Source organism: Bradyrhizobium sp. 153, from assembly GCF_023073835.1.
Classification (GTDB): Bacteria; Pseudomonadota; Alphaproteobacteria; order Rhizobiales; family Xanthobacteraceae; genus Bradyrhizobium.
Window position 1 is genome coordinate 28,681 of the sequence record NZ_JADPKH010000042.1, and the last position, 17,924, is coordinate 46,604.

At 61.2% G+C, this 17,924-nt stretch carries 18 protein-coding genes and 1 pseudogene; 4 read left to right on the forward strand and 15 right to left on the reverse strand.

The features are described from left to right. Positions 1-30: 30 nt before the first annotated feature. From IVA91_RS11990 to IVA91_RS12035, 10 genes and pseudogenes are all read right to left on the reverse strand, one after another. Positions 31-289 (reverse strand): annotated as a pseudogene (locus tag IVA91_RS11990) (carboxymuconolactone decarboxylase family protein); the annotation flags it as partial. Positions 290-982: 693 nt separating this feature from the next. Beyond that, positions 983-1,624, reverse strand: a complete 642-nt coding sequence (locus IVA91_RS11995; RefSeq protein WP_247276167.1) for an HD domain-containing protein — start codon at positions 1,622-1,624, stop codon at positions 983-985. A gap of 80 nt (positions 1,625-1,704) precedes the next feature. After that, the gene (locus tag IVA91_RS12000; RefSeq protein ID WP_247276168.1) at positions 1,705-3,171 is read right to left on the reverse strand and encodes a catalase; all 1,467 of its coding nucleotides are present in this window, start codon (positions 3,169-3,171) and stop codon (positions 1,705-1,707) included. Positions 3,172-3,373: 202 nt separating this feature from the next. Further along, positions 3,374-4,348 carry a GlxA family transcriptional regulator gene (locus IVA91_RS12005; RefSeq protein ID WP_247276169.1) on the reverse strand — a complete coding sequence of 325 codons (975 nt, stop codon included), beginning with the start codon at positions 4,346-4,348 and terminating at the stop codon, positions 3,374-3,376. 96 nt (positions 4,349-4,444) lie between these two features. Further along, positions 4,445-4,867, reverse strand: coding sequence for a cupin domain-containing protein (locus IVA91_RS12010; RefSeq protein ID WP_247276183.1), 423 nt, complete (start codon positions 4,865-4,867; stop codon positions 4,445-4,447). 168 nt (positions 4,868-5,035) lie between these two features. Beyond that, positions 5,036-5,686, reverse strand: coding sequence for an HD domain-containing protein (locus IVA91_RS12015; RefSeq protein WP_247276170.1), 651 nt, complete (start codon positions 5,684-5,686; stop codon positions 5,036-5,038). 72 nt (positions 5,687-5,758) lie between these two features. Beyond that, on the reverse strand, positions 5,759-6,694 hold the full coding sequence (locus IVA91_RS12020; protein ID WP_247276184.1) for an NADP-dependent oxidoreductase: 936 nt from the start codon (positions 6,692-6,694) through the stop codon (positions 5,759-5,761). A gap of 431 nt (positions 6,695-7,125) precedes the next feature. After that, a complete protein-coding gene (locus IVA91_RS12025) occupies positions 7,126-7,665 on the reverse strand; it encodes a DUF4863 family protein (RefSeq protein ID WP_247276171.1) in 540 nt (179 codons plus the stop codon). Positions 7,666-7,692: 27 nt separating this feature from the next. Then, positions 7,693-8,418 carry a nitroreductase gene (locus IVA91_RS12030; protein WP_247276172.1) on the reverse strand — a complete coding sequence of 242 codons (726 nt, stop codon included), beginning with the start codon at positions 8,416-8,418 and terminating at the stop codon, positions 7,693-7,695. Then, positions 8,394-9,617 (reverse strand): ABC transporter substrate-binding protein, encoded by a 1,224-nt coding sequence (locus tag IVA91_RS12035; RefSeq protein WP_247458772.1) that lies wholly within the window; start codon positions 9,615-9,617, stop codon positions 8,394-8,396. Before IVA91_RS12035 ends, IVA91_RS12030 begins: the two co-directional genes overlap by 25 nt. A 218-nt stretch (positions 9,618-9,835) precedes the next feature. Here IVA91_RS12035 and IVA91_RS12040 point away from each other — a divergent pair, with 218 nt between their 5' ends. Then, positions 9,836-10,813: a LysR family transcriptional regulator gene (locus tag IVA91_RS12040; protein WP_247276174.1), complete on the forward strand. Its 978-nt coding sequence runs from the start codon at positions 9,836-9,838 to the stop codon at positions 10,811-10,813. 16 nt (positions 10,814-10,829) lie between these two features. Here IVA91_RS12040 and IVA91_RS12045 read toward each other — a convergent pair whose 3' ends face one another. Beyond that, positions 10,830-12,014 carry an ABC transporter substrate-binding protein gene (locus IVA91_RS12045; RefSeq protein ID WP_247276175.1) on the reverse strand — a complete coding sequence of 395 codons (1,185 nt, stop codon included), beginning with the start codon at positions 12,012-12,014 and terminating at the stop codon, positions 10,830-10,832. A 237-nt stretch (positions 12,015-12,251) separates the two neighbouring features. Between IVA91_RS12045 and IVA91_RS12050 the strand changes: the two genes are divergently transcribed. Continuing rightward, a complete protein-coding gene (locus tag IVA91_RS12050; protein WP_247458773.1) occupies positions 12,252-12,827 on the forward strand; it encodes a MarR family transcriptional regulator in 576 nt (191 codons plus the stop codon). A gap of 41 nt (positions 12,828-12,868) precedes the next feature. On the opposite strand, the gene IVA91_RS36535 is transcribed toward IVA91_RS12050, so the two are convergent. From IVA91_RS36535 to IVA91_RS12065, 3 genes are all read right to left on the reverse strand, one after another. Beyond that, entirely contained in the window at positions 12,869-14,083 is a 1,215-nt protein-coding gene (locus IVA91_RS36535; RefSeq protein ID WP_247458774.1) for an FAD-dependent oxidoreductase, read from the reverse strand. Continuing rightward, on the reverse strand, positions 14,080-14,436 hold the full coding sequence (locus IVA91_RS12060; protein ID WP_247276178.1) for a non-heme iron oxygenase ferredoxin subunit: 357 nt from the start codon (positions 14,434-14,436) through the stop codon (positions 14,080-14,082). Before IVA91_RS12060 ends, IVA91_RS36535 begins: the two co-directional genes overlap by 4 nt. 66 nt (positions 14,437-14,502) lie before the next feature. Further along, positions 14,503-15,843: a Rieske 2Fe-2S domain-containing protein gene (locus IVA91_RS12065; protein WP_247276179.1), complete on the reverse strand. Its 1,341-nt coding sequence runs from the start codon at positions 15,841-15,843 to the stop codon at positions 14,503-14,505. Here IVA91_RS12065 and IVA91_RS12070 point away from each other — a divergent pair. Both IVA91_RS12070 and IVA91_RS12075 read left to right on the forward strand, forming a co-directional pair. Beyond that, entirely contained in the window at positions 15,829-16,707 is an 879-nt protein-coding gene (locus IVA91_RS12070; protein WP_247276180.1) for an SDR family NAD(P)-dependent oxidoreductase, read from the forward strand. The two genes, IVA91_RS12065 and IVA91_RS12070, sit on opposite strands and share 15 nt — an antisense overlap. Positions 16,708-16,745: 38 nt before the next feature. Continuing rightward, the gene (locus IVA91_RS12075; RefSeq protein WP_247276185.1) at positions 16,746-17,252 is read left to right on the forward strand and encodes a cupin domain-containing protein; all 507 of its coding nucleotides are present in this window, start codon (positions 16,746-16,748) and stop codon (positions 17,250-17,252) included. A 455-nt stretch (positions 17,253-17,707) separates the two neighbouring features. Here the strand turns inward: IVA91_RS12075 and IVA91_RS12080 are convergent. Continuing rightward, a partial coding sequence (locus IVA91_RS12080) for a hypothetical protein (protein ID WP_247276181.1) occupies positions 17,708-17,924 on the reverse strand: 217 nt, incomplete at its 5' end.

Genomic DNA, 17,924 nt, shown 5'->3' on the forward strand with positions numbered 1-17,924 from the left:
TAGTCTTTCTGAATCACTAGGCCCATTTGCTCAGATCGAGCCGGCGGGTGCCACCGCGGGAAAGTCCTGATCGGGATGGAAGACGTTATTGAAGAAGTTCATCAGCGAGTACACGGCCACAAGCGCGACGATCTCCATCGCGGGTCTTCACGTCGAGCGCCTTGCTCAAGGACCCGAGCAGAGCGGCCCATGCGTTGAACGCGATCGGGCTTTGCGCGAAGGTAGCCATCATGTTTGGCGTGAACCCGATGTTCCTAGTGAACGTATCGAGGGTCGGTTTCGAATCGGCCGTAAGCGCAGCGGACCTCGAGTTGGCCGGTAACGGTAATGATTTGCAGGAGATGACTCAACCAGTCGGCCTGAGACATGGGACCTCGAGAACGTGAATCGTCAGCGCAGGATTATCAATTTAGCGACGAATTCGGCGAAAGGCTTGGCTTTCCGTCCTCATTGATCGCGGCGATGAAGGCCGGGACGCTCACTTGCTGATTGTCTCCATATCGCCGTGAGTTCAGTCATCATCAATACCCACTTTGGAGATGGGGGCTCAGGACACGTGCAGGAGGTCCGGTGGCGCGCTGCATGACGACCGGGTTCCTTCCCACCGGCAGCAACTTCCCCTGCCGATGTTCAAGCTGCTTGAACGCCCTCGAGATCGTTCGGCGCGATTGACGTATGGTAAGTCGGCACGCCCTCTCCCGGGCCCGTCGCTACTTGCCAGACACCGTCAGTAGCCAGTCGACCTGAGTATCGATAGTCCCGTTTTGCACCCAGAGCTGCCTCGACTCCTGCGCCCGGCACGTTGGAAATGACACTCAACCCGAATACCCGGCTGCGGCAGAGGCCGCCGTCTTTGAATCGAGACCCGCGCCTCGGATTCTGCCGCGCGCGAAGCTGGCTCGGGCGGCGGTTGCCGTCGATTCTGTCGGCGCCGGAGCCGAGAGTTGCGATCTGCAACCTCGCTGCGCTCCAGCAACGACCTTCAATTCGGCCAGGCTGAGCCGAGGATGATCGAGCAGAAGTTTCCGCGCACATAGTTCATGTCCTTCAGCGCCAGTACGTCGGCCTTGACGTTTCCGAACGTCGTCAGAGGCTTCCTCATAATGCCGTTGGCGAAGTGATCGATGATGTTCTCCTTGAAGTTGGCCTCCCGCGGATGATGGGCACAAACATGGTCCCGCTGCTCGTGCGTGAAGTCGTGGTAGGCGATACCGAGCACGTCCATTTCCACGCCGGCGGTCACCAGCGCAATGGTGGGACGCATGTGCTCGGGGATGCCGGGGGTCGTATGCAGCGCGATCGCGGTCCAGACATCCTCGACGTCGCGTTCGGGCACGCCGTAACTCTTCATGAAGTCGCGTGCGGCGTTGGCGCCGTCCACTTCGAAGCGCAGGTCGGCGCTCGAATACTTCTCGGTCAGTCCCATGTCGTGGAACATGGCGCCCAGGTAGAGCAGCTCCGGATCGTATTTCAGGCTGCGGCGCTCGCCGGTGAGCGCCCCCCAAAAGAAGACGCGGCGGCTGTGATTGTAGAGCAGATCGTCTTCGGTATCGCGCACGAGCTGGGTCGCGGCGCGTGCGATGGCGCTGTCGGGTACGCGGATGCCGGCAATCATCTCGGACATTGATCGTCTCCTTCGTTGGGTCGGAATGGGGTGGCACAAATCGCCACACGATCATTAGGGATCGTGGACGGACGCCGCCGCTATTCGGCGGCGATCTCGGTCGATGCAAGCCCGAGTGCTTGCGCCACACCGGCGCCATAGGCAGGATCGGCCCTCATGCAATTGGCTATGTGGCGCTGCTTGACCTCGAGCCGCGCATCGCCCATTGCCCGCGCCGTGTTCTCGAAGAGCGCCTGGCGCTGCGCCGGTGTCATTTTGCGGAAGAGATTACCCGGCTGCTCGTAATGATCGTCGTCAGCGCGATGATCCCAATGGGCCGCTGCGCCCGACCATTCGAGCGGGGGCTCCGCGCGCTGCGGATCGTGGTCGATCCAGGCGCCCTTGCTGTTCGGCCAATAGGTCGGTGTCGCACCCAGGTTGCCGTCGGTGCGCATGGCGCCGTCACGGTGATAGCTGTGGAATGGGCACTTCGGCGCGTTGACCGGAATGTGATTGAAGTTCACGCCCAGCCGGTAACGTTGCGTGTCTCCATAGGAGAACAGGCGTGCCTGCAGCATCTTATCGGGCGAGAAGCCGATGCCCGGCACGACATTGGCCGGCGAAAAGGCGGCCTGCTCGACCTCGGCAAAATAATTGTCCGGCCAGCGATTGAGCTCGATCACGCCGACCTCGATCAGCGGATAATCTGACTTCGGCCACACCTTCGTGAGGTCGAACGGATTATGCTTGTGCGCCCTCGCCTGCTCGTCGGTCATCACCTGGATGAACATCGTCCAGCGCGGGAAGTCGCCGCGCTCAATCGCATTGAGCAGATCGCGCCCGTGACTCTCGCGATCGTTGGCCACGAGTGCGGCCGCCTCGTAATCGGTGAGGTTCTGGATGCCCTGCTGCGTGCGAAAGTGGAACTTGACCCAGACACGTTCGTTGGCAGCGTTGACCATTGAAAAGGTGTGGCTGCCGAAGCCGTGCATGTACCGGAAGCTCTTCGGGATACCCCGGTCGGACATGACGATCGTCACCTGGTGCAGCGCTTCGGGCAGCAGCGACCAGAAATCCCAATTGTTATCGGCCGAACGCAGGCCGGTACGCGGATCGCGCTTGATGGCGTGATTGAGATCGGGAAAGCGCAGCGGATCGCGGAAGAAGAAGACGGGCGTGTTGTTGCCGACGATGTCCCAGTTGCCTTCCTCCGTGTAGAACTTCAGCGCAAAGCCGCGGATGTCGCGCTCCGCATCGGCCGCACCCCGCTCGCCAGCCACCGTGGAGAAGCGTGCGAACATCGGTGTCGTCTTGCCGACCTGCGCGAATATCTTCGCCTTGGTGTAATGGCTTATGTCGTGAGTGACCGTGAAGGTGCCGTAGGCGCCCCACCCTTTCGCGTGCATCCGCCGCTCGGGGATCACCTCGCGGTCGAAATGCGCCATCTTTTCGATGAGCCAGATGTCCTGGAGCAGCGCCGGACCACGCGGCCCTGCAGTCATGATGTTGAGATTGTCAGCCACCGGCGCCCCGGTTGCGTGTGTCATGGGTGGACGGGACTCTGTCATGATCTGCCTCCTGTTCTCACGACGGCATCGAACTGCTGCCGGCCTCAATGCGAGACCTGATCTGGTTGTGCGTATTTTGCAGAGTATTCTCGCAGCCGACCACACACATGATCCAATGGATCAGGACAGCCGCACGTCGTTTGCTGCCAAAACGTGGGCAGATCATTTGCAGCGGTCGCGGTTTGCTCGGAGAGGTCGCAGCCTATTCCGGATCTGTTCGCCGGAAGCTGGCGCGATATTGCACCGGGGTGACGCCAAGACGGGTGCTGAAGACGATCCTCATCCGGTCCGCCGATCCGAAGCCGCAATCGAAGGCGACCGCCTTCAGCGGCCGGTCGCTTCCTTCCAGCATCATGCGAGCCGCATCGACGCGGGCGCGCTCGATGAACTCGTGCGGCGTGATACCGGTCACCTGCACGAAATGCCGGGCTAGGTTCCGGGGGCTCATGCCGACCACAGCGGCAAGCGACTCCAGCGTGTGGCGATCGCTCAACCGGGCCATGACGTGGTCCTGGATGCGTGCGATCGGCGATTCCGGATCGGCAGGTGCTGTCAGGTAAGGACTGAACTGCGATTGTCCACCCTGGCGCTGGGCCACCACAACCAGCCGTTTGGCAACCTTGAGCGCCGTCTCCGCGCCATGCCGCTGCAACACGAGCGCCAAGCCCAGATCTATCCCGGCAGTCACACCGGCCGCGGTAATCAACCGTCCGTCCCGCACATAGATCAAGTCAGGCTCGACCTTTGCCTTCGGGAATCTCGCCGCCAGCGCCTGCGCATCCTGCCAGTGGGTCGTGACACGCCGATCATCGAGCAGGCCGGCATAGCCAAGCACGAATGCGCCGGTGCAGATCGATCCATACACGCTCGAGCGCCACGGCAACTGGCTGACCCATTCGACCAAGGAGGGGTCGGGTTGCGCTTCTGGTGGCGTCGGCGCACCCGCCACCAGGATGATGTCGAAACCGCCCGTCGCTTCGTCAAAGGTCAGGTCCGCCATTAAGCGCAGACCGTTCGAGGCTCGCAACGGCTTGCGGTGAGCCCCGATCAACACTGTTTCATAGCGGTCGGCATTGTCAATAAACGTGTTCGCCTCACTGAACACATCAAGAGGGCCGGCCACATCCAAGGCCTGGACCCCCTCGTAGATGACGATCGCAACAGCTTGTATCGGCACTCCTTGCTGCCCCTCCAGTCTGGAGCCTCATTATGCATGCCGTCCGCACACTGCAAAGGGTCTGGCGCGATCCGGGACAGCCCCGCCTGAGGCGCCCTATCGCGATCCTGGCGCGCTGTCTGGCGTCGTCAAGACATCGTCCTTGGCATCGACGACAAAGACCGCGAGTAAACTGGAAGGCTCCGTTTCGCTCGCGTTCTCACTCATCCGGTGATGTGAGCCCGGCATCTCGTAAAACGCTTCGCCTTGATGGTAGACCTTCGGCGGGCCATTATCGACCTGACTGCAGATCGTCCCCGACAGTACGTAAGCGTAGATGAATGCCGACGCCGCGTGGTGATGAGGCAGCGATTTAGCTCCGGGAGGATAACTCACAAGGACGGAAACCAAGCGCTTTCCTTCGACATTTGGCAGTGCGTGCTCGAAGACAACCTTCACTTGCTCCCGGTCCTGAGCGATCGCGGGAGAGGCTGCCAAAGCGATCGCTGATGCTAGCAACGGAACGGCGGCGGCTCGCACTGCGCTTCTGGCCAGTAGCCCGGCGATCTTGTGACCCTTTGTGTCGATAGAAAGCGCGTTCAGAATTAGCCCGCGAAGAATGGCAAGTGCCTCGCGGCTGGCAATTCGCCCGTACGCGTATTTGAGTTCTAGGAGCATGGCACTTCCTCTTTATGATGTTGGGCGTCGTCATGGAGAATCCGGCAAGGGAGATGCAGCAATCAGATCGCACGCGTTTGGGCTCTTGAACCCCGGCATGAAACGCTCGCAGACGGCGGCGTTGACCGTGCCGTACGTGGTCGCCGGCTTATGCGCAAAGCCCGCGAAATACTCCTGAATGAAGCCATTTTTAAAGTTCGTTCGCGGGTACCTGGCGATGATTTCTTGTAGGACATCCGCGGGAAACTGATCGAACCCCACCCCGATGACGTCGAGAAGAACACCTGAATTGAGGAGCGCGACTTCGGGACGCATATACTTCGGGATGCCGGGCGTGGTGTGCAGCGCGATTGCCTCCCAGACCGTCTGCACCTGATCTTCCGGGATGTTGTGGGTGCTGAGGAACTGACGGGCGGCATTTGCACCATCGACTTCGAAGCGCTCGTCCGGGCTCGAGAACTTCTTGATCAGGCCGAGATCGTGAAATGCTGCGGCGATGTAAAGGAGCTCAGGGTCAAACCGGAGCTTTCTCTGATGCCCCTGCTCAGCCGCGAACAGGTAGACGCGGATCGAGTGATTAAACAGCAGATCGGTTGAATTCTCACGTAGGATATCTGTCGCCTCTTTCGCGAGAACGGAATCGGGAATGAGGGGAGCACGGACGAGATTTCGCGTGGTCATTTGATGTTTCCTTCAAGAGCGGCCGATGTGCAGGCGACACACAATGGCTCGCGAGCCAAACGCCTGGTGTCATCAACTCGAAGTAACCGCGAGCACGATTTTTCCTTTCGGCTGGGGCCGCAAGCGCTCCAGCATCAAATGAGCTTCACGCGCGTCCGCGAGGGGCAGGACAGCGCCTACCGTTGCTCGCAACTTTCCATCATCGACAAGACGGGCGATCTGCATCAGATACCGGCTGGTAATGTTGACGAGGAAGAAGCCGGCTTGAACACCGTGGCGCTTTGCCAGATCCTGATCCGGGTTGGAAACCGCAGAGATCAGCTTGCCGCCGCGGCGGAGTACCTCGAACGAACGGCTTTGCGTTTCACCGCCGACCAGATCGATGATGGCGTCCGCCTCGCGAACCTGCTCCTCAAACCGTTGAGCGCGGTAGTCGATCACGGCATCCGCGCCGAGCCCGCGCACCAATGGAATATCATGAGCCGCGGCGGTCGCCATGGTCTGCAGACCCGCGCGCCGCGCCAATTGAACCGCATAGGACCCGACGTTCCCTGCCGCTCCATGGATGACCACCTTTTGGCCCTCCTTGAGCTGGGCCTGATCAAACAGCGCCTGCCATGCGGTGACCGCAATGACAGGAACAGAAGCGGCTTCAACGTGGGTCAGCGAAACGGGCTTGTTCGAAACCATTCCGGCAGAAGCCAAAGCGTATTCGGCGTAGGCCCCGACAAACCTCGAATTCGTGACGCCATAAACCTGATCTCCCACGCGCAGATCGGAAACGCCTGGGCCGACGCCGACGACTTCACCCGAAAGATCGGAGCCCAACGTCAGAGGCAGCGGTTGCGGCAGAGCGCTCTTTCCGGCCCTGATCCATCCATCCCAGGGCCCGACCCCTGCGGCTTCGACCTTAACCAGCACCTCGCCAGGGCCGGGTTCCGGCCGCGGGACGCGCTCCAGTTTCATGACCTCAGGTGGCCCAAACTCGTGGACACGCCAAGCCATCATTGTTGAACGAGCTCGCTCGTGACTGGCCTTAGGATTGACGCTGCCGGGGGTCATCTCACTCGCTCCCTTCCGTTCGCCATGACTACCGCCCGCGCTCTCCTGAAGGGTGCAATGGGCGGAGCCTATCGCCAATCGAATTGGCGGATGGCTCTGCCCCATATGTCGCAATCGATCCTGCTTGGACAACAAACAGCATCCTTTGGATCAGGACAGGCGTACGTCGTTTCCTGACAACGGCGGTCGATCGGCTCGGCTCTGCCCGACAATCCCCGGCCGCCTTCTCGCGGCACAATTCGGATCTAGCGGTTTCGGATGCCGGTCGCCAGACATCAATGTAGCGTCCATGGACATTCGCCCGGCAAATCTAGCCGAGCGTGTCGGCACTGCGGCCATCCTTGTCGGGCATTTGGCAACGCACGATGGCTCGTCCGTCAGGCCGGAGCCTTGAATTCGTACGAGATGCGCCCGGCCGGCAGATAGAACAGAGCAATGACAGCGCCACCCCTCACCTCCGGATAGTGCCGACTGCCAGGATCGGGCGCCGTCCAGCCGGGTCCTTGCCAACCCTGCAGTCCCTTCAACTCCGCGCCTTTGTTCAGGGGCACCACGAGGTTAAGCTCGCCATAGGGATGGCCGTGATACTGGCCGCGTAGCACGTCGCTATCATCCTCGTCCTTGAAGCGACGCGGATCGGCGCTATTCATGTACACGGCGGTGATGCTGAACTGGAACGTCTCGGGAGTTGGCTCCAGAATACGGCTGCGCCGGTAATTCGGGCCCTCGACCTCCTGGTTCGCCGCCCAGCCCTCCTCAACTCCGATCTTGATGAGGCGGCTCAGATCCTGGTAGAGCGAGCTTTGCTCACCATATTTCTCGTTGAGCCAGCGCTCCATCTCGGCGCCGGGCGTCATATCCTTGACCTCCCGCAAGAACGGAATACTGCGTTGAATTAGTTCTTCCCGGCTTCCCATGGCCCTCTCCTCTTTCTCGATTGGATCTCACGCTTCAAAGCCCGCGAACGTGGCGAACTCATTGACGTCCGCCCGCGGCATCAATCTTTCCGCTCCCACAACCGTGGCACGGCCGATGGAAATGCCGCACACCACCATTTGCTCCGTCGGGATCGACAGCAGCGGACGGAGGATCCGGTGATATTTCGCGAACGTCTCCTGCGGACAGGACTGAAGTCCGCGCCCTGCCGCTGCCAGCATCACGTTCTGCACGAACATTCCGAGGTCGAGCCAGCTTCCGACTTCCAGGCGGCGGTCGATGGTTACGATCAGTCCGACCGGGGCGCCAAAGAACGTATAGTTTTTCGCGGTCTGCCGTGCCCGCGCCTCGGAATCGGCCTGCGCGATCCCGAGCGCGCCGTAGAACAGTTGACCGAACTGCTGTCGCCGCCTTAGGTACGGCTCGGGCAAGTCGCTGGCGTAGTATTTGTATTCGGACACGTGCTCGTCGCGCGACGTCTGGTGCGCCTCCAGCAGCGCCGCCGACACCTTGTCCTTGACCGCGCCCGCGAGCACATAGACGTGCCAGGGCTGAATGTTCGCTCCACTTGGTGCGAACCGCGCTGCGCTGAGAATCTGCTCGACGGTCCGCCGCGGGACCGGATCGTCGCAGAATTCGCGGCACGCCGTTCGGCCGGTCATGATCTCGTCGATGCCTCCAGGGGCAAGGGGCGCCAAGCTTTCGCCGGTCACGGCTTCCTCAGGAGCGGGCATCCCCCTTCCTCCATCGGCCTGAACGCTTCTTCCCCGGGAATGTTCGCGAGTAGCTCGTAGTAGTCGAACCTGTATTTCGACTCTTCAGGCGACTTGACGCGAAAAAGATACATGTCGCGGATCAGCCGTCCGTCCTGGCGGATGCGGCCGTTCTTCGTCATGAAATCGTTCACCGGCATTTCGCGCATCCTGGCGGCCACCGTCGGTCCATCCAGCGTGCCTGCCGCTTCGACTGCCCGCAGATAGTGTGCCACCGCTCCATAGGTGCCGGCATGGATCATTGTCGGGACCTTCTGCGTCTTGTCGACAAAGCGCTTCGACCATTCACGCGTTTCATTATTGAGATCCCAATAGAATGCCGAACTGAGCATCAGGCCCTTGGCACTCGGCAATCCAAGACTATGGATATCGGCAATAAAAACGATGAGGCCGGCAAGCTTTTGTTGACGCGTGATTCCGAACTCTCCGGCCTGCTTGACTGCGTTGATGAAATCACCCCCAGCATCGGCGAGTGCGATCACGTCCGCTTTTGAGGACTGCGCCTGCAGCAGGAAGGAAGAGAAATCGGGCGTGTTGACCGGATGCTTGACCGCGCCGACGACCTTGCCGCCGGTCGCCTCGATCACCTTGCGGCTGTCGGCCTCGAGCTGCGCGCCGAGCGAATAGTCTGCAGAGAGAAAGAACCAGCTCTTTGCGCCAAGACGTGAGATCGCCTTGGCTGTGCCCTGCGACAGAGCATAGGTATCGTAGGTCCAGTGAATACCCGTCAGCGAGCACTCGTCACCTGTCAGGCGCGACGTTGCCGCGCCTGTGGCGAGAAACAGCTTCTTCTTGTCACGCGCAATGCCCTGGACCGCGAGCGCAACAGCGGAATTCGGCACGTCAAGGATCGCCTCGACGCCCTCGTTGTCGAGCCAGCGCCGTGCGATCGCCGCACCGACGTCTGCCTTGTTCTGGTGGTCGCTGGCGACGATCTGGATCGATCGCCCGAGCACCTTGCCCCCAAAATCGTCAACAGCCATCTGCGCCGCGACCGCCGACCCCTGGCCCCCGTTGTCGGCGTAAAGGGAGGACATGTCGGTCAGGACACCCAGCTTGACAGGAGCATCCTGCGCAACTGCCGATGTCCCAAGTAGCGCCGACGCCACCATCGCAACGACCATCTTGCGTTTGACACCCGATATCTCGCTGGATCTCATTGCGACCCTCCTCTAGACAGGCGACGGGAATAATGACGGGATCGGAGAGCGACGGAAGTGAAACCTTCGCAGATCTGTCCTGAACCGCCTTCAGATTGGCGCACCGGCGGCAGCATGTCCCCATATCCCGCGGTTGCGTCCAGCGCGAGCCTGGTTTTAACTGGATTCCATCGCGGCAATTTGTGCGCACGCGGCTGGCTGCCAACAGGATCCTCGTCGTGCCCGTTTCCTTCAAGACATTGGACTTGAATCTGCTCAAGGTGTTCGACGCCGTTATGGACGAACGTAGCGTGCTGCGCGCCAGCCAGAAGGTTGCGCTGACCCAGTCCGCCGTGAGTCATTCGCTTGCCCGGCTTCGCGAGATGCTGGAGGACGAACTGTTCGTGCGCACGGCCACGGGCATGCAACCCACGGCGCGCGCGCTGACGATGGCGCCGCAGGTTCGTGAGGCTCTGCGAACCCTGGAGGCCGCGGTTGAACTGCCGACCTTCGTCCCGGCAACGTCCACCAAGCAGTTCACGCTCGCCGCCAACGACTTCACGACGATGGTCCTGGCATCTCCGCTCCTGAAACTACTCGGCCGGGAGGCGCCCTCCATTGACCTGACCATCAAGCCCGTGACCCGGATCGACCTTGCCGAGCAGATCGATCTCGGTCGCATCGACGTCGCTATCGGGGTCTTCTCGGCCCCGCCGAGCCGCTTCCGCACGTCGCCGTTATTCGAATATGACGACGTGCTGATTGTCGGCGGAAATCGTAAACTCGGGCGGCTGGACAAACCAAGACTTGCGCGCCTGTCGCTGGTCGTCGTCTCCTTTGGCGGCGAGCAGGAGGGCGCCATCGACGGCTTCATTTCGGAGAGAGGTCTCGCCCGGCGCTCTGAGATGTATGACCGCGCGGCGCTCGAGCGGGCGCTCTCCGAAAGCGACCGACCGCCGCGGATCGCGGTTTCTTTGCCGCATTTTCTTGCCCTGCCCGCGCTGCTCCAGGATTCCGAACTGGCGGCCATTGTCCCGCGTCCGCTGGCGAGGGCGCTCGCGCAACATCATGCGATTGCGACCTACGAGCTGCCCTACACCACTACGGCCGTCGAAGTCCGCCTGTTATGGCATGAACGTATCGAGGGCGAACCATCGCACGACTGGCTTCATGAGATCCTCCGACGCGCGGCCGAGGACCTCAGACGCGGGCGTTAGGCGGATTGCGGCTTCCCTATCGAGCGGCCATCGTACCTGATATCGGAACCCAGCGCTCCCCGTCGAAACGTTGCGGCCGCAGCGCCTTGATCAGCCGATAGTCGTCAGGGCTTGAGCTGACGGTGATACCGGGAATCAGGCCCGGAAGCGTCACATTCTTCAGCGTCGTGGCTTGCTTCATCAGATTCTGCGGTGAGAGGTCGTTGTCGCAGGCTTCGATCACCAGCGTCATGAGGACCGCCACGTTCCATCCGGTGAAGTTGAGCTGGTCCTCAATGTCGCCTTCCGGATAATACTTCTTCATGAAGGCCAGCCATTCCAGATAGGATGGATCATTGATCCACTCGGGGTCGCCCACCGTCTTGGTGGGCGTAGCCGAAATCGCACCCTTGGCGTTTGCGAGCCCCGCCGGCTTGAGGATCGTCGAGACAAAATTGCTTCCGATCGGCAGAAACTGTTGCGCGTGCCAGCCAAGTTCACCGGCCTTCCGGATCGCCTGAGAAGTGAACTTGCCAGTTGACGCGTTCAGAAACACGTTGGCATCGCTGCTGGCTAACGTGACGACCTGGGACTCGACTGTCGGAGATGTCACCTCATAGGGCGAGACGGCAACGACCCCCGCCTGCGGATCGAGCCGCGCCAGCTCGGCCTTGAAGCTGCGGAGATATTCGCGTCCATAATCGTCGTTCTGGTACAGCACCGCGACACGAGCCTGCGGAATGCTCTCGGACACAAGCCGCGCGTAGATCGCGGCCTCGGTACTGAACAGCGTCATTCCCGAGATGGTGTAGGGGCTGGTCTTCGGATCAGCAAAACGATCGCTCGCAGCAAAGACGAAAAGCTGCGGCACTTTCCGGCTATTGAGGTACCTCTGGACCGCCGCGTTCTGTGCAGTCCCCATGCTGCCGAAGATCGCAACGGCCTCGTCGCTCTCGACCAGCCTGCGGGTTTGCTCCACCGCCTTTGGCGGGCTGTAGCCATCATCGAGCGAGATCAGCTTGATCTTGCGGCCGTTGATTCCGCCGCGCTCGTTGATCATCTGGAAGTAGCGGGCCTGCACCTTGCCGACGGAGCTCAGCGCCGAGGCCGGACCGCTATAGGGCATCGTCTGCCCGAGGATCAGTTCGCCCTCGCCCGCCATGACCGCTCCCGAGGTAACCAATGATGCCGCGAACAGGAATGCTGCGCCAAGTCCCCGCATGTAACCTCCCATATATCTCTTATCGGAATTATTCTTCCTAGGAAGATAATTGTCAATATCGGACTTCGGGGCAATGACCACCCACCGGATTTTACCACCGACTCGACCAATCGCCGGAACCTGCCGCGCGACACGCGGCGACGGGGGTGTTAGATTGCACGAATGTGTGATGCAGGTGCCTTCGGCGCAGGACCAAGGCGGGCAGAACCAGGGTGAGAAGGAATGCGGAAGCAGAGAATGTCGCGTGTGACAATGTCCGTCGGCAAACCGGCATCCAACACCGAAAGCGGCCTGTACGACGATATCGAAGCCGCCTGGCTCGAGCAGCGCCCCGATCTCGATCTCGCCGCGGCCTGCACCTTGCTGCGGCTGGAACGCGTCAGCCTGCTTCACGAAATTCGGCTGCAGGAAATATCGAAGACTGTAGGCCTGCAGACGGGCGAACTGTACGTCCTGTTGGCACTGCGCCGGTCCGGAAAGCCGTACGAACTGCGCCCGACCGACCTGTTCCGTGCCCTGCTGGTGACGTCCGGAGCTATGACCAAGCGCGTGGCACGGCTGCAGGAAGGCGGATTCGTTCTTCGTGTCTCGGCGAATGACGATGGCCGGTCGGAGCTGGTTCGCCTGACCGCGAAGGGCCTTGCCACTGCCGACCGCGGCATCACAGAGATCGCCGGGGGCGTCGAAAGCGTGATCGAGGCAAGCGGACTGACGAAGGCCGAGCTCGCAACGCTCGACAAGTGCTTGCGCAAGCTCTTGACCGTGAAGGCTGTGAAGACGACGAAGAAAGCCGGCCGTCCGGTGGCGGGCTAAGACGCGATGTCGCGCGACTGGCCAACCACCCTCTCGATCGCCTACAGGGGCGCTTTGATATCGAACAGGTCATCTGCGGCCTGCGCCGGCGTCAGCGAAATCCCCGCAGCGATCAGGCGCCGCGCCACCATCTGGTCACCCGGCCTGTTGATGCTGTCGACCGCGACCATTCTCCCCTGCCTGTAGTGGAATACTGAGAACCTGCCCTCCTCGATCGAGCCGCGGGTCACCATCTGGTCGGAACGTCCGGAGAGCCCTACAATCTGGATCTTCAGGTCATACTGGTCCGACCAGAATCTGGGGACGCTATCGTAGGGCGCATGACGATCCGCGATCGCCAACCCGGCCGCCTTGCCCTGGTCCTGGGCGTTCTGGACCGATTCCAGCCTGATCCAGTCGTCCGCAAATCGATTGTAGTGCTTAGCGCAATCGCCGGCGGCGCAGACCTCGGGCACCGCTGTACGGCCATGTTCATCGACAACGATTCCATTCGAGCACCGGAGCCCGGCGGCATTGGCGAGCTCATCATTTGCGATTCCGCCGACGCCGACGACGACGAGATCCGTGCGCAACCGGCCGCCGCTGCGAAGCTCGACTCCAGCGACTCGCCCGGCGCTGCCGGAGATCGCAACGACCGTCTCGCCGAGCCTCACATCGACACCCGCTTGCGCATGGGCATCGAACAGGAAGCGCGAGACTGCGGGCGACACCGCCCGCTCAAGCAGCCGCGAGGCTGCTTCGATGACCGTGACCTTCTTGCCAAGCTTCGCCGCCGATGATGCGACCTCGAGTCCAACGAACCCGCCACCGACAATGACGATCTCGGCCGCCAGCGGCAGACGTGCCCTGAGATCGACGGCATCGGCAACTGTTCTGAGATAGCAGACGCCGTCGAGCTCGGCACCTGGGATTGCAATCCGCCGCGCCCGCGATCCCGTGGCAATCACGAGCTTGTCGAAATTCAGCCGCCCACCGCCCTGCACTGCGAGCTGCCTGGCCGCCAGATCAACCTCGGTCACGCGTTGGCCGAGCAGCATGTCGATTCGCTCGCGCGCAAAGAACGCGTCATCGCGCAGGACGAGCTTCTGCTCGCCGGCTTCTCCGAGCAAAAACTCCTTGGATAGCGGCGGCCGCTCATAAGGGAGCGATTGCTCGTCGGCGACAATAGTGACCGGCTCGGAATAACCGACCCCGCGGGCACCTAGCGCCGCCTGAACACCGGCATAGGAGGCTCCGATGACGACGAGCCCGCTCACGCTTCAGCACCCAGCGTGTGATCGGGACCTTTCTCATTCGCAGCGCCCTCGTCGATATCCACGTAAACCTCGCCATCGCGGATCTCGACCTCGAACGACCTGATGTCTTTATAGGCGCCGGACTGACACTTGCCGTCGCGCACATCGAACATCGCACCATGCAGCGGACATTCAACGACATGGCCTTCGAGAAAGCCTGTCGAGAGCAACGCGAACGCATGCGAGCAGACGTCGTCGGTTGCATGGATGTGGTTGTCGACCTTGTAGAGTGCGACCCTCTGGTCGCCAACCTCGAAGCCTAACGGCTCCCCGTCGGGCAGTTTCGAGGCGGCACACAGATGCTTCCAGGTCATGGCCACGATATCTCCTGAATCGGGAAATGGGCGCGGACCATATCCGCGCCGATGCTTCACTTCCTATCAGCGGGGAATTTGCCGCCAGTCCTCGGCGGCGGACGCCAGCCGACCACCGACCGCACGGATGTCCTTGTATGACATGGACTCGCTCTGGCCGCTCCTCGGCGGTTTGCCTTCCATGAAGCCGCGCACTTCCTCAAGCAATTGGCGCCGTACCCTGACGATCGCCTGGTCCGCAGAACAGAGATATTCCTGCGTACGGTCGACAATAGGGCCCATGCTGACCATCACAACGAAGTCCTCGATGACGATCTCGTGGAATCCGGTGCTGTTGCCGGCGTCCATGATCTGGCGGTTCTGTCCCCAACTATTGGTTTGATCACCCGGTAGGCCGCCGGCCATCGGCCACTGATTGGCCCGCTGCACCTTGCGCCAGGAATCCACCGGCTTCTCGGGATTGTAATAGATGTACCACTGGATCAGGTTCTCATCGTCGATCGGGACGGCGATGATAGCGGTACGATCCTGCTGCGGTCCGGAGTAAATTGGTGCGATCAATCCATAATAAGGCATCACGAACTCCGTCACACGGGCGAGACAAGATCCATCTGCGGCGGAGCGAAGCGCGGCTGCGCGGAATCCATACGGCTTCTTGTCGAGCTGGTAACTGACCTCGGTGTTGACCCGAGTTGCCCCAAAATCCGTTGCTGAGCTCGTGGTCCAGCTCTGGTGCAGCAGGGCGACGTGGGAAGAGTCGATGGTTGCCTCGACCCCCTGCAACCAGTTCGCATTGAGCTCAATCCCGGCTGCGTAGACCTGGTCCGGCGGTAAATCCATCCATTCGAAGTCCGGCGCGGGAGGCGCCTTGCCTTCGCCAAGCCAGACCCAGATCAGGCCTGCGCCTTCACGCGTCGGGTAGCCCTTCGCCCTGACGGTCTTGGCGAACTCGCTCGGATTGTTCGGCTCATTGGGAACATCGAGCACCTCGCCACCGGCGTTGATTTTCCAACCATGAAACAGGCAGGTCACCGAGCAATCGTCGACCCGCGCAAGTGCGAGCGAGGCGCCCCGGTGCGGACAGGCTTCATCAAGGAAGCCGACAGTCCCGTCCCTGCCGCGGAAGGCCACGAAATTGCGGCCGAACAGCTTGACGCGCACAGGCGCTTCACCTTTGCGCACTCGAACCGAGAGGATGGCCGGCAGCCAGTAGTGCTGACGCAGCATTCGTCCCATCGGCGCGTCCCCTGTGACGCGGCACAACAGTTCATTCTCTTCCCTCGTGATCATAGCGATCCATCCCTGGTTGACCGTTTCGCAATATCCGCGCATTATCTTCCTTGGAAGATTGTTGTCAACATAGCTTCCACAGAAGATAACTGGGATGGTTGTATGTCCGGGAGACATCTGAAGGATTCTATTGCGTTGGTGACGGGAGGAAGCCGCGGGGTCGGCAAGGGCGTGGCGATCGGCCTCGGCGAGTGCGGAACGACCGTGATCGTGACCGCGCGCACACGCAACAGTGGCAGCGGCGCCGAATGGCCCGGCTCTCTCGACGAGACAGTGGCCGCGATCGACGAGGCCGGCGGCCAGGGTGTTGGTCTTCTCTGCGACCATTCCGACGACCGTTCAGTCAGGGACGTCTTCGACCTGATCCGGCGCAACTACGGACGCCTCGACGTGCTCGTGAACAACGTCTTTGCGGCCCCCAACACCATGCCGGTCAACGTGCCCTTTTGGCAGGTGCCGACCTCACTGTGGGATACGCTGCACCGCGTCGGCCTGCGCTCGCACTTCGTCGCCAGCCAATTAGCAGTCCCATTGATGCTGCCGCAGCGACGCGGCCTGATCGTCAATACGTCGTCAGGCGGGGGCGTCCGCTACACCTTCAACGTTCCGTTCGGCGTGCAGAAATCCGGCGTCGACCGGATGGCCCGCGATATGGCGCATGAACTGAAGCCGTTCGGCATTTCCGCCGTCTCGATCTGGCCCGGTTACATCAAGAGCGAGAAGCTTGCGGCGCAGCCCGATCGGGTGCCGGCGGCGCTCGCCAAGCTGATTGCCGAACGAGGCGAAACGCCGCTTTTTGTCGGGCGCGCGATTGCGGCGCTGGCCGCCGATCCCGGCGTGATCACCAAGACTGGACAGATCCTGCTCGCCTCGGAACTTGCCACGGAATATGGCTTCACCGATGTCGACGGGAAAATCCCCCCTCCGCCGAGCCGCGATCCCGCGCCGCTTTCGGTGTTCAGCCCCGCCGCAGCTACTTGAGATCGAACAGGAGATGCTGGATGACCGCTAAATTGGAAATGATATCACCGCTCGCAGAGCAGAATTGGCGGCGCCTGTCCTTCGTCGTCGTGACCGGTTTGGCCTGCGCGGTGGCGATCACGCGAACGCTGCCGATTGCAACGGACGCGATATCGGCAATCCCGGCGCCGCTATGCGCCGACAATGCCTCGGGCTCATCGCTCAATAAGGTCGAAGTGATCGATTCGCGCGCTTTGCCGAATGTCCCAGGCAAGAGACTAACTGTGGTCCGTGTGAGTTACGGTCCCGGAGGATTCACGCCGCCGCACCGCCATGGCGGCTCGGTCACGGCCTACATCACCAAGGGCCAGGTCCGCTCGCAGCTCCAGGGCGGCCCGCTGGAAACATTCGCGGTTGGCCAATCGTTCTTTGAACCGCCGGGCGCGACGCATTTGGTTTCCGCCAATGAAAGCAACACGGAGCCGGCCGAACTGATCGCCGTTTTCGTAGCTGACGAGGGGGCGGAATTGACCACTCTCCTCGGGCAGGCCCCTTTGCGCCAATAACGGCTCCTTCCACTGAGGCTTTGGACCACCCCAGGGGCCCTTTTACGCGACGAGATGCGCAGCAATACTCCGCTCGCGAAAACGCGGTGGAATGCCGACCTCGATCGCGTTAAGTGGAGGCCATAAGTTTGTGTCGGCCTCCTGCAAATGAAAGTAAGCGCGACAACCTCACCAAAACTACGCCAAACTGCGCCACTGCAGTCGGTCGCACTGCTCCCACTCAATTGTTCTAGATCAGGTTAGAGAGCTGATCTGGCTGATGTTTTTCCTTCGCGTAGAGCGAGAAGCCGACACTCGAGCCGTCAAAAAGCTACGGTGCTGATTTTAAAAGAAAAATCGCTCGAAAATTTTTCTGTATAGTATCGAGAACTATCGAAATCGATCAGGCGAAAAACTCGATCGCGCTCGAAATGCACGGCGCTCAAGCAGCTTCAGCGAAGTACCGTCACGAATGTTTAGCACATGTGATATCGCGAGCCATAGCCGATGATTGGCCGCAATAAGCCATCCCCGCAAATTGAGATCGCGGACATGCTGTCGCGACGCTTCGATCGCGACGGCGCGATCCGCGTCGTGAGCGTCACGATAGGATCACCGGTGCCCGGGCTTGACTTGCGCGGAATGCTCTGGATAGCGCGGTCGGGATGATTGACGCCGCCGGCGCGCGGTGAT

Bases quoted from the DNA above. Each gene is read 5' to 3' on its own strand.
- IVA91_RS11995 (WP_247276167.1), bottom strand. From the start codon at position 1,624: ATGTCCGAGATGATTGCCGGCATCCGCGTACCCGACAGCGCCATCGCA.
- IVA91_RS12000 (WP_247276168.1), bottom strand. From the start codon at position 3,171: ATGACAGAGTCCCGTCCACCCATGACACACGCAACCGGGGCGCCGGTG.
- IVA91_RS12015 (WP_247276170.1), bottom strand. From the start codon at position 5,686: ATGACCACGCGAAATCTCGTCCGTGCTCCCCTCATTCCCGATTCCGTT.
- IVA91_RS12020 (WP_247276184.1), bottom strand. From the start codon at position 6,694: ATGATGGCTTGGCGTGTCCACGAGTTTGGGCCACCTGAGGTCATGAAA.
- IVA91_RS12025 (WP_247276171.1), bottom strand. From the start codon at position 7,665: ATGGGAAGCCGGGAAGAACTAATTCAACGCAGTATTCCGTTCTTGCGG.
- IVA91_RS12030 (WP_247276172.1), bottom strand. From the start codon at position 8,418: ATGCCCGCTCCTGAGGAAGCCGTGACCGGCGAAAGCTTGGCGCCCCTT.
- IVA91_RS12035 (WP_247458772.1), bottom strand. From the start codon at position 9,617: ATGAGATCCAGCGAGATATCGGGTGTCAAACGCAAGATGGTCGTTGCG.
- IVA91_RS12045 (WP_247276175.1), bottom strand. From the start codon at position 12,014: ATGCGGGGACTTGGCGCAGCATTCCTGTTCGCGGCATCATTGGTTACC.
- IVA91_RS12050 (WP_247458773.1), top strand. From the start codon at position 12,252: ATGTCGCGTGTGACAATGTCCGTCGGCAAACCGGCATCCAACACCGAA.
- IVA91_RS12060 (WP_247276178.1), bottom strand. From the start codon at position 14,436: ATGACCTGGAAGCATCTGTGTGCCGCCTCGAAACTGCCCGACGGGGAG.
- IVA91_RS12070 (WP_247276180.1), top strand. From the start codon at position 15,829: ATGTCCGGGAGACATCTGAAGGATTCTATTGCGTTGGTGACGGGAGGA.
- IVA91_RS12065 (WP_247276179.1), bottom strand. From the start codon at position 15,843: ATGTCTCCCGGACATACAACCATCCCAGTTATCTTCTGTGGAAGCTAT.
- IVA91_RS12075 (WP_247276185.1), top strand. From the start codon at position 16,746: ATGATATCACCGCTCGCAGAGCAGAATTGGCGGCGCCTGTCCTTCGTC.